The sequence below is a fragment of the Pseudomonas brassicae genome (assembly GCF_010671725.1).
GTDB classification, from domain to species: domain Bacteria; phylum Pseudomonadota; class Gammaproteobacteria; order Pseudomonadales; family Pseudomonadaceae; genus Aquipseudomonas; species Aquipseudomonas brassicae.
The window spans coordinates 1-11,069 of the sequence record NZ_JAAHBU010000278.1 but is presented as its reverse complement, the minus strand read 5'-3'; the positions used below and the strand labels follow the sequence as shown (position 1 = coordinate 11,069).

At 62.9% G+C, this 11,069-nt stretch carries 7 protein-coding genes; 2 read left to right on the top strand and 5 right to left on the bottom strand.

From position 1 onward, the window contains the following. Positions 1 to 100: 100 nt before the first annotated feature. The 3 genes from yjiA to G3436_RS18355 all read right to left on the bottom strand — a co-directional run bounded on the left by yjiA (position 101) and on the right by G3436_RS18355 (position 3,427). Positions 101 to 1,057, bottom strand: a complete 957-nt coding sequence (gene yjiA, locus G3436_RS18365; protein WP_338001283.1) for a GTPase — start codon at positions 1,055 to 1,057, stop codon at positions 101 to 103. 87 nt (positions 1,058 to 1,144) lie between these two features. Beyond that, on the bottom strand, positions 1,145 to 1,342 hold the full coding sequence (locus G3436_RS18360; RefSeq protein ID WP_163947763.1) for a YbdD/YjiX family protein: 198 nt from the start codon (positions 1,340 to 1,342) through the stop codon (positions 1,145 to 1,147). Between the two features lie 18 nt (positions 1,343 to 1,360). Further along, positions 1,361 to 3,427 carry a carbon starvation CstA family protein gene (locus G3436_RS18355; RefSeq protein ID WP_163947760.1) on the bottom strand — a complete coding sequence of 689 codons (2,067 nt, stop codon included), beginning with the start codon at positions 3,425 to 3,427 and terminating at the stop codon, positions 1,361 to 1,363. 184 nt (positions 3,428 to 3,611) lie between these two features. Here G3436_RS18355 and G3436_RS18350 point away from each other — a divergent pair, with 184 nt between their 5' ends. Together G3436_RS18350 and G3436_RS18345 are read left to right on the top strand one after the other, a co-directional pair. Then, on the top strand, positions 3,612 to 3,977 hold the full coding sequence (locus G3436_RS18350) for a PilZ domain-containing protein (RefSeq protein ID WP_163947757.1): 366 nt from the start codon (positions 3,612 to 3,614) through the stop codon (positions 3,975 to 3,977). Positions 3,978 to 4,241: 264 nt separating this feature from the next. Next, positions 4,242 to 5,762, top strand: coding sequence for a nucleobase:cation symporter-2 family protein (locus tag G3436_RS18345; RefSeq protein ID WP_163947755.1), 1,521 nt, complete (start codon positions 4,242 to 4,244; stop codon positions 5,760 to 5,762). A 57-nt stretch (positions 5,763 to 5,819) separates the two neighbouring features. On the opposite strand, the gene G3436_RS18340 is transcribed toward G3436_RS18345, so the two are convergent. Continuing rightward, positions 5,820 to 6,671, bottom strand: coding sequence for a hypothetical protein (locus G3436_RS18340; protein ID WP_163947753.1), 852 nt, complete (start codon positions 6,669 to 6,671; stop codon positions 5,820 to 5,822). Between the two features lie 3 nt (positions 6,672 to 6,674). Then, positions 6,675 to 11,069: hemagglutinin repeat-containing protein (locus G3436_RS18335; protein ID WP_178116516.1), on the bottom strand; the 4,395-nt coding region annotated here is incomplete at its 5' end.

The window sequence follows — 11,069 nt, the reverse complement described above, 5'->3', positions numbered from 1 at the left end:
TTTTTATGGGCCTTCAAAAGCTTCGCTGGCAAGCCAGCTCCCACAGGTTCTGTGTGCGCCGCACAACGCTGTGGGCGCTGGCTTGCCAGCGAAGGGGGCCTCAGGGGCGGCTCAAGGCCTCGAACCCTTCGCGAATCTTCGCCTCGGGCAAGTCATCGGCAATGAACACCATCACACTCTCGCGCGGCTCGCCCTCGGCCCACTCGCTGTCCCAGTCGAAGCCATACAGCTTGAGCACGCCCTGAAACACCAGGCGCCGGTCTTCGCCGGCAATGCTCAACACGCCCTTGTAGCGCAGCAACTGCTTGCCATGCGCCTCCAGCAGCTCGTTCATGAATGCGCTGAGCCGGTCGATATCCAGCGGCGCATCGGTGCGCAGCACCATGCTGGAAATGCGGTCGATACTGGCCGCCGTCACCACCGGCCGCAGGTTCAGGCTGGCATTGAGGTTGAACCCGCGCACGTCCAGCAGCTCGGCCAGGTCGATCTTGCCGTTGTCCACCACGCGGATCGGCGCCCGGCGGTTGATGCGCCCCAGGCGCTCGCTCAAGGCGTCGAAGGTGGCCGCATCGACCAGGTCGGTCTTGCTCACCAGCAAACGGTCGGCAAAGCCCACCTGCGCCTGGGCGATGGTCTGGGTCAAATGCAGGTCGGCATGCGCCGCATCCACCAGGGTGATGATGCCGTCGAGGATGTAGCGCTCGCGCAGCTCCTCGTCGATGAAAAACGTCTGTGCCACCGGCGCCGGGTCGGCCAGGCCGGTGCATTCGATCACCAGCCGGTCGAAAGCGATCTGGCCACTGTCCAGGCGCTCCAGCAGCAGGAACAGCGCCTTGGTCAGGTCGGTGTGGATGGTGCAGCACACACAGCCATTGGCCAGGGTCATGACTTGCACCGGCTCATCGCCCAGCAACTGGGTGTCGATGCCGGCGTCGCTGAACTCGTTTTCGATCACGGCGATTTTCAGGCCGTGCTCGGCCTTGAGCAGGTGGCGCAGCAAGGTGGTCTTGCCGGCCCCCAGAAAACCACTGAGCACGGTTACGGGAATGGGTTGCACGCAGAAAATCTCCTGTCGCTGAAATGACTGTGGGAGCCCGGCTGGCCGGGCTCCCACAGGTGTGTCACGTGCCGCAGGTGCCGTGTTTCAACAGCACTTGGGCCCGCCCTTGCCACCGTAACGCGCCTCCTGGCGTTCGCGGAAGAACGCCTCGTAGGTCATCGGCGGCACGTCGGGGTGCTTGGCCTGCATATGCTCGACGTAATTGTCGTAGTCGGGCATGCCGACCATCAGGCGGGCTGCCTGCCCCAGGTACTTACCCAGTCGACCGAGATCGTTGAACATATGTGCATTCCTCTTGGGTTACGCGTCCGGCAAGGCCTGGAAAGGTGATTCCTTGTCGGTCCGTTCTTTCTTGTTCAGGGCTCGGATACCGACCTTGAGCGCGAAGAACAGGATGCTGAACACCACGAACAGGAACAGCCCGGTCAGCGTCGCGTTGGTGTACGCGTTGAAGATCACGTGCTGCATCTGCGCCATGTCCTTGGCCGGGGCCAGTACCTGACCGGCGTCCAGCGCCACGCTGTACTTGTTGGCCAGGGCCAGGAAGCCCACCGCCGGGTTCGGGTCGAACAGCTTGATGAAGCCTGCGGTGGTGGTGCAGATCAGCAACCATACCGCCGGCACCAGGGTGACCCACATGTACTGCTGGCGCTTCATCTTGATCAGCACGACGGTGCCGAGCATCAGCGCGATACCGGCCAGCATCTGGTTGGAGATGCCGAACAGCGGCCACAAGGTGTTGATGCCACCCAGCGGGTCGATCACGCCCTGGTACAGCAGGTAACCCCACAGCGCCACGCAACCGGCGGTGGCCAGCAGGTTGGCACCCCACGATTCGGTACGCTTGAGGGCTGGCACGAACGAGCCCAGCAGGTCCTGCAGCATGAAGCGCCCGGCACGGGTACCGGCGTCTACCGCGGTGAGGATGAACAGCGCCTCGAACAGGATCGCGAAGTGGTACCAGAAGGCCATGGTGTTTTCACCCGGCAGCACCTGGTGCAGGATCTGCGCGATACCCACGGCCAGCGTCGGTGCACCGCCGGCACGGGCCAGCACGGTGTGCTCGCCGATGTCGCGGGCCACTGCTTCAAGCGCCTCGGGGGTGATCGCGAAGCCCCAGCTGCTGACGGTCTGCGCGACGGTCACGACGTCGGAGCCCACCACCGCTGCCGGGCTGTTCATGGCGAAGTACACGCCTGGCTCGATCACCGACGCGGCGACCATGGCCATGATGGCGACGAACGACTCCATCAGCATGCCGCCGTAGCCGATGTAACGGGCGTTGACTTCGTTGTCCAGCAGCTTGGGCGTGGTGCCCGAGGAGATCAGCGCGTGGAAGCCCGACACCGCGCCACAGGCGATGGTGATGAACAGGAACGGGAACAGAGTGCCCTTCCACACCGGGCCGGTGCCGTCGGTGAACTGGGTCAGGGCCGGCATTTTCAGCTCGGGCGCCAGCACCAGGATACCGATGGCCAGGGCCACGATAGTACCGATCTTGAGGAAGGTGGAGAGGTAGTCACGTGGCGCCAGCACCAGCCATACCGGCAGTACCGCAGCGACGAAGCCGTAGCCCACCAGCATCCAGGTGATCTGCACACCGGTGAAGGTGAACGCCGGGCCCCACACCGGATCGGCGGCCACCAGGCCCCCCAGCCAGATCGACAGCAACAGCAGCACCACGCCAATGATCGAGATCTCGCCGATGCGGCCTGGGCGGATGTAGCGCATGTAGATGCCCATGAACATCGCGATCGGGATCGTCGCCATGACCGTGAACATGCCCCATGGGCTCTCGGCCAGCGCCTTGACCACGATCAGCGCCAGCACCGCGAGGATGATGATCATGATCAGGAAGCAGCCGAACAGGGCGATGGTGCCCGGGATGCGGCCCATCTCCTCGCGCACCATGTCGCCCAGCGAGCGACCGTTGCGGCGGGTGGACAGGAACAGGATCATGAAGTCCTGTACCGCACCGGCCAGTACCACGCCGGCAATCAGCCAGAGCGTGCCGGGCAGGTAGCCCATCTGCGCAGCCAGTACCGGGCCGACCAGCGGGCCGGCGCCCGCGATGGCGGCGAAGTGGTGACCGAACAGTATGTGCTTGTTGGTCGGCACATAGTCCAGACCATCGTTGTTGAGCACCGCCGGGGTAGCCCGACGCGGGTCCAGCTGCATCACCTTGGTGGCGATGAACAGGCTGTAGTAACGGTAGGCGACCAGGTAGAGGGCCACCGAGGCAACCACAATCCACAAGGCGTTGATCGCTTCGCCACGGCGCAGGGCGACGACACCCAGCGCACAGGCCCCCAGTACCGCCAGCAGCAGCCACGGAATGTGGCGTAGCAGGCTATTATTGTTGTTCATGGTGTGCTTCCAGCTAGTGGATATGAAAGACCGCCTGTCGAGTCTAGGGCCAGTCTTGGCGCATTGCCATACTTGCTTTGGTCTAGAGCCTTCAACGGCCCGTTCACCGCTCGGTTATGCGCGTTCGCGATCACGCTGGCAAGCCCTGAGCTATAGTCAGTTTCTACTCCGGAGGGCCTTCCCGATGAGCGACCATCAAGAACGCCGACGTTTCAAACGCATCGCCTTCGACGCCCCCACCGAACTGGTACAGGGTGAGCGCCGCTGGCCGGTCACGTTGCTCGACCTTTCGCTCAAGGGGCTGCTGATCGAACGCCCTGAACGGTGGGAGTTCGACGATACCCAGGACTTCGAAGCCATCCTCCATCTCGATGAGCAGACCCGCGTGTGGATGCAGGTCGAGCTGCGCCACGAAGAAGCGCAAACGCTCGGCTTTGCCTGCCTGCACATCGATCTCGTGTCGATCAGCCATTTGCACCGTTTGGTGGAGCTCAACCTGGCTGACAGCACTGAATTGATGCGTGAACTGCGCCAACTGATCGAACTTTGACGTCTCTTAGCCCGCTACCGACCTGACCCCGCCCCGCCTTCCTGTCTATTCGGACAGCTTTGAAACAAGCGTTCACGCCGCCAGGGCCGGCCTTGGCGGGCCTGGCCGCGTGCGTTGGAACGATAAGTGCATCCACTCATGAAGCCAAACCAGGGGCACGACTGTTCCTGTGTAGATCTAAAAATTGTATACAATTGTTCTGGCAATGCTGTGCACTAGTTGTCTACAGTAGCGCCACAACAATAAAACAGAGAACCTGCTCCCATGACTACGTCCTCCCCCGACACGTCCACGGTCTCACGCCCCGAAGACGAGAACCTGGGTCTCGGCGCCAACCTGGCGTACGGGCTGCAACACGTACTCACCATGTATGGCGGCATCGTCGCGGTCCCGCTGATTCTTGGCCAGGCAGCCGGCCTTGGCCCGGCCGACATCGGCCTGCTGATTGCCGCGTCACTGTTCGCCGGTGGCCTGGCGACCTTGCTCCAGACCCTCGGGCTGCCGTTCTTCGGTTGCCAGTTGCCGCTGGTACAGGGCGTGTCGTTCGCCGGTGTGGCGACCATGGGCGCGATTCTCAGCAGCGAGGGCGGTGGCGGTTTGCCCGGTGTGCTGGGCGCCGTGATGGCGGCCTCGCTGATCGGTTTTCTGATCACCCCGGTGTTCTCGCGCATTACCAAGTTCTTCCCGCCGCTGGTGACCGGTATCGTGATCACCACCATCGGCCTGACCCTGATGCCGGTGGCGGCGCGCTGGGTGATGGGCGGCAACAGCAAGGCACCGGACTTCGGCAGCATGGCCAACATCGGCCTGGCAGCGGCGACCTTCCTGATCGTGCTGGTGCTGAGCAAACTGGGCAGCGCGGCGATCTCGCGCCTGTCGATCCTGCTGGCGATGGTGTTCGGCACCCTGATCGCCTGGTCGCTGGGCATGGCCGACTTCAGCAAGGTGCTCGAAGGCCCGATGATGGCCTTGCCTACCCCGTTCCACTTCGGCATGCCGACCTTCCACATCGCCGCCATCCTGTCGATGTGCATCGTGATCATGGTGACCCTGGTCGAGACCTCGGCCGACATCCTGGCGGTGGGTGAGATCATCGACACCAAGGTCGACTCCAAGCGTTTGGGCGACGGCCTGCGTGCCGACATGGCGTCGAGCATCCTGGCGCCGATCTTCGGTTCGTTCACCCAGAGCGCGTTCGCCCAGAACGTGGGCCTGGTGGCGGTGACCGGGGTCAAGAGCCGTTATGTAGTGGCCACCGGCGGCGTGATCCTGGTGGTGCTTGGCCTGCTGCCGATCATGGGCCGGGTGATTGCCGCGGTGCCGACCTCGGTGCTGGGTGGTGCGGGCATCGTGCTGTTCGGTACGGTGGCGGCCAGTGGTATTCGCACGCTGTCCAAGGTGGACTACCGCAACAACATGAACCTGATCATCGTGGCCGCCTCGCTGGGCTTTGGCATGATCCCGATTGCCGCGCCGAACTTCTATGCGCAGTTCCCCAACTGGTTCGAGACCATCTTCCACTCCGGCATCAGTTCGTCGGCGATCATGGCGATCCTGCTCAACCTGGTGTTCAACCACTTCAAGACCGGCAACTCGGACCAGCAGTCGGTGTTCGTGGCAGCGTCGGAGCGCACGCTGAACTACTCGGACATTTCCGGGCTGCGTGACGGTGACTACTTCGAAGACGGCAAGCTGTTCGATGCCGACGGCAAGGAGATCCCGCTGCTGGAGAAAGACGAGCATGGGGTACAGGTGGTGAGACGAGAGACGGTGGCCGAGCACTGACAGTGCTTGCTTGATAACGAAAGGCCGGTGCAGATGCACCGGCCTTTTTTCATGCACTCATGGCATTGGCGCACTGAAGGGCGTGAAGTCAAACCGCCCGGCCTGCCCCAGCAGCACGTGCTCGCAGTAAAGGTCCAGTGCTGCCACCGGGTCAGCGAGAACGCGCATGTTTTCGATGTCTGCGTCGCACACCCAGTACACCACACCATCCTGTACATGGTTTTTCACAAACAGCACATCCCCCTCTTTACCCGACAAGGTAGGGCGCGTATCCAGGAAGGCCATGAAGTTCGTCCACGGCGCACCTTTTCGCTGTGGCGCTACACCGGCAATCCGCTCTGCCAACCACGTAAGGTAGATGCCCTTGTAGCCTTTGAATTCCTCCAGATAGCGGTTCCAGCTTGTCCACGGGCGGTTGACGGGAAAAGGCAACAGGCGTGTAGCAATGCCGATCGCCTCGGAGTCAGGAATGTTCAGCCCATCAAACCTGGCGTAGTAAGCCAACCGCAAGGGTTCCGGCAAACTGTAGGCCCGCGCCTGCACAGGACGAGAATAATCTTCGTCCGTCGGGTTCATGCCGCAGAAGTCTCGGCCAAACAGGACAACACGGTCCGACAGGCGCATACCCAAGCTAAAGTTCAACGATCCGCTTTCGCTCACGGTACTTCGGATAAACAGCTCGCCGCCGCCCTGAAGTGCTGAGGCGGTTCGAGGCTGATGAGCTACCAGGCCGTCGAGCAGCCAGGCCTTGCCCTTTGCCAGGGGCGTGAGGTAATCAGGAAAACTGGAAAGCCCGCAAGCATCCCGCGCCATGAGTACTTTCAGCTCGTCGGGGATGTCGCGTACGTCAAACCAGACGCCTGTGGTCGAGGCGTACCCGACAAATTTTTCGTAGTTCAAATGTTCCACCAATCAACCCTCTCCCCTGTTCATGCTCAGTATCTGGCGTCGCAGGTAATTCATCATGGCGCTCTGCTCTTCCTGCAGCCATTTCTTGTAGTTCGCATCCAGAGGTTGCCCTTTGTAGGTGTCCCAGGGGTTATCCGTACCATTCACACGGCAACCTTTGCTGCAGTTCGTCGATGCCGTCAATGGCTGGAAGTTCATCGGATCATTGAGCAGTTTTCTCTGCTGCTCGGAAGTCAGCGAACTGAAGCCAGGCAACGCCTCAATCTCTTTCTTCGGATAAATATGGTCCAAGTGTACCTTCGCACCCTCCGGAATCGCCTCCACCTTCCCCGTCAACGGGTTGCGCCACTGTACTGGAGTGCCATCGGCGGCGTAAAACTCGCTTCTGAAGCCATTGTTGTGAACCGCAGGCTGGCCCGGTTTGACGGGGGGCTTGGGCGGCTCGAACTTGGTGTCGGGCGGGTTCGGCGTCGACGGCGTGCCCTTGTCGGACCCGGACGTCTTGCTGCCCACCACATTCACCACTTTGCCGGTGACCTTGCCCGCCACGTTGCCCACGGTACTGAGCAACGAGTCGATCAGAAACTCCGCAGCCACGACCCGCGCATAACCATCGACCTGGCCAATCGGACGGTTGGCGTTGGCGTAGGCCTCTTTGTCCTCCTTGTGGAAACGCTCTGCCTCTTCGTACGAAAGGTCGCTCAGCTTGGCGACGAGCAGAATCGCCGCCTGTTCTTTCTTGGCGTCCCATTCATCGCCATACGCCGCCCGCGCCAAGGTGTGCGCGGCCAGGGTAGCCACCAGCTTGGTCGGCCCCATCACCGCCTGCACCACCAGCATGGCGCTCTGCAGCTTCTCCGGTGACATCGCCTGGATCATCGGCATCTGGTCGCCGAGGGCGTCGAGCATCTGTGCCGTGAACTTGACCTGCCCCTCGACCTGGGTGGAGTCCAGCAGCAACACGCCGTTCTCGCTCACCATGCCGCTGGACTGCAACTGCTGGTTGAACGCAGTCAGCCCCTCGGCAAAGTTGTTGAGCCCCTGCATCTCCTGCGCGGTCAGGGCGAACTTGCTCTGCGGGTCGTTCAATAGCGCAGGATCGAGGCCCCTGCGCACCAGGTTCTTGGTGATGAGCAAGGCTTTCTCGTCACCGAACGCGTTGCGCGTCTCGGGCGCGACGTCTTCCATCGACACCCGCTGCGCCGAAATCGCCCGGCCAATGTCGACCAGGAAGTCCACATAGCCACCCGCCAGCTTGGCCGGTACGTCCTTGTAGGCCTCCAGCTGGTTTTGCCAGGTTTCCACGGTCTTGAACGGATGCCGCACCGCATCCACCGAGGTATTGCTGACATACAGATCGGTACGGCTTTCGTCGTCGCGCGTGATCTCGTAGGCCCGGCCTGGGTCACGGTTGAGCCCGGCAGTGGAGTCTGCGCCGGTGCTGGCGTCATTGCGCACCACGATCTCGCCGGCCCCCACGGTGGCACGCACGACCTGCTCGCGGTCCTTGGTGTACTGATAGCCATTGACCGTCCAGGATTTCTGGTCCGGATCGCCCGCCCACTTGGGCGCCTGGTCGGTCTGCGCGCCGCCCTCCTGCACCCAGCCGTAGCTACCACCGACGTTCAGGTAGTAACCGCTCTCCTCGTCCTTGCCGGCGATATCGCGAAAGCCCAGGGTGGCCGTATCGAGCTTGAGGTTGCCACTGTCGGAAACCAGCAACCCACCATCGATCTGGGTATGCGCACCGGTACGGATATCGACCCGGTCGCGTGCCGAGACACTGGTCTGTTCGTTCACCCAGTTGGTCTTGCCGGTGGTCTCGCCGTAGCCCACCGAGCCACTGGCGGTAACGCCGAGGCTGACGGCCACGGTGAGGTTGGCATCGAACTCACGGCCATCGACCTTGCCCGTATCGACCACCGAGGCGATGGTCAGGTCGCGCCCGACCTTGCCCAGCACGTCTTCACCCCGCAACGTGGCGCCCTCGATACGGGTGTCACGGCCACTTTCGAAGCCCAACTGGTTGCCCGCATACAGATAGGCCTGTTGCTGCTGCACCCCCTCGCGGTCCAGGCGGCCCAGGCCCACATTGACGCTGCCGTACACACCCAGACCGTCCTGGCCGGCGATCAGCCCGGCCTCGCCGCCCCAACTGCGGCGACGGCTCTCGTTTTCAAAGGCGTTCTGCGTCGACTGGATCAGCAGGTCGTTGCCGGCCTTGATGTCGATATCGCGCTTGGCTTGCACCACGCTGCCGATCACCGCGACGTTGTTGCTTGCATCGATATTGACGTCGCGCCCGGCCTGCAACTGGGTCGGTGTGGAGTGCTGGCTGCTGGCGCTGTCGTCACTCTGCGCATTGCTGACGCCCACGCCCACTTTGAAGCCACCGGTGGTGCCGCCCTTGACCCCGGTCTTGTTCTGGTACTGCTCGACCTCGGACGTCTCGCGCCCCTTGGCCACATCCAGCAGTACGTCCTTGGCCTCGATGTTGATATCGCGCCCGGCCGCCACGTCACTGCCGCGCACCAGCACGGCGTTGCCCGCCGACAGGTTGATATCGTTGCCCGCGTTGAGCCCGGAGCCGCGCGTGCCCTCGGACACCTGGGTGGTGGTGGTGCTCTGGGTGGCCTTGCCGTCATGCCCATCCAGCGTCGGCCCCGACAGGAACTGGCTGACGCCATCGACGCTCTTGAGCACGCTCGAGCCTTGGCTGACGCCATCCTCGCCCTTGCCAGTGCCCTGCAGGGTGTCGAGGGTATTGCCCAGGTTGTGGTTGATGGTGCCGGTCAAGCCATCACGCATGCGGCTTTCGAACTCGACCCATTCGCTGCGCTCGGCCGCCGCGTCGATGCGGATATCGCGCCCGGCCTGGTAGTTGATGTCGTAGCCGGCCTGCACGTCCGAGCCGCGCTGATTGATATCGCGCCCGGCCACCACGTTGACGTCCACACCCGCACTGACCGTGCTCGGCGCTGCAGTCTGGTGGCTTTGGCTGGTGCGATTGTCCAGCACCTCCTTGCCGAAGAAGGCACTGAAGCCGTTGCGGTCGGCATCGATGATCAGCCCGTTGGTCTTGGTCTGCTCCCAATGACTGTTGGAGCGGCTGTCGCTGGCGGCAAGGATGTTGACATCACGCCCCGCATCCAGCGCCAGGTTGCGCCCGGCGCTGACGCCGCTACCAACGATGTTGATGTCGCGCGCGGCATCGAGCAGGGCATCACGCGTGGCGTCCACCTGGCTGCCGACGCTGGTGGTGCTGCGCGCCTCGTCGCCCGATTTCTTGGCCGTGTTGAAGCTGATGTTGTTGCCCCAGGTGCCGGAGACATTCAGGCCGGTCTTTTTCTTGTACTCGTTGCTCAGGCTGTAGGCGCTGTCGTTGGCCGATACCAGGTTGATGTCACCGTTCTCGTCGACCAGCCCCGAACGCAGCTCGGCATCGTTGCCGGCAGCAATGTCGCTGGCGCGCAGACGCACATCGCGCCCCGCCGCCAGCACCACGTCATTGCCCGCCTCCAGCTCGCTGGAGACCTGCGTGGCGCGGGTCTTGAGCTGGCTGGCGCCGCTCTTGCTCAGGCCGAGGAAACCGGACTTGGTCTTCTTGCTGAAGCTGCCGTGCGCCTCGACACCGGACAGCACGGCGATGTCTTCGGTAGCGCCCAGCAGCAGGTCATTGGCGGCCTTGAGCTCGCTGCCGATGATGCTGACGTTGCGCCCGCCCTCCAGGTTCAGGCTGCCATCGGCGGCCTTGCTGGTATTGATGCTGAGGTCATTGCCGGCCTCGAGCACCGAAGCGACGTTGGTGCTGTGGTAGCTTTCGGACTGCTTGCTGCTGCTACGGCCGAACGAGCCTTTCTTTTTCTTGAAGAAGTAGTAGGAACTCTCGTCCAGGGCCGAGGTGATGGTGACGTCCTGCCCGGCATCCAGGTCGATGTCGCCAGCGGCCTTGATACGGCTGGCGACGATACCCAGGTCTTTGCCGGCGGCCATCGAGATGTCGCCGCCGGCGGACATTTCGGTGGCTTGCTGACGTACCGAGCCGGTCTGCAGCGTGGTCTTCTTGCTGCGCGACAGGTAGTCGCTCTGGTTGGCTGCCGAGGCGAGGGTGATGTCCTCGACGGCGGCCAGGGCAATGTCGCGTTTGGCATTGATCTGGCTGGCAACGGCACTGATGTCGCGCCCGGCACCGATCGTCAGGTCACGACCGGCCTCGACCTGCGCCGCATGCTGGGTGACCTTCTGGTTCAGGTAGCTGCTGCCCTGCTTGTCACGGGACACGGTGGAGACCGCATCGATGTTGACGTCGCGGCCCGCCATCAGCTCGGTGTCGCGCCCCGACTGCAGCACTGCCCCGTCGTTGCTGATATCGCGCCCGGCCAGCAGGCTCAGGTCGTT

What these genes read in the sequence shown, in the direction of transcription:
- G3436_RS18360 (WP_163947763.1), bottom strand. Translation starts at nt 1,342, where the DNA reads ATGTTCAACGATCTCGGTCGACTGGGTAAGTACCTGGGGCAGGCAGCC.
- G3436_RS18355 (WP_163947760.1), bottom strand. Translation starts at nt 3,427, where the DNA reads ATGAACAACAATAATAGCCTGCTACGCCACATTCCGTGGCTGCTGCTG.
- G3436_RS18350 (WP_163947757.1), top strand. Translation starts at nt 3,612, where the DNA reads ATGAGCGACCATCAAGAACGCCGACGTTTCAAACGCATCGCCTTCGAC.
- G3436_RS18345 (WP_163947755.1), top strand. Translation starts at nt 4,242, where the DNA reads ATGACTACGTCCTCCCCCGACACGTCCACGGTCTCACGCCCCGAAGAC.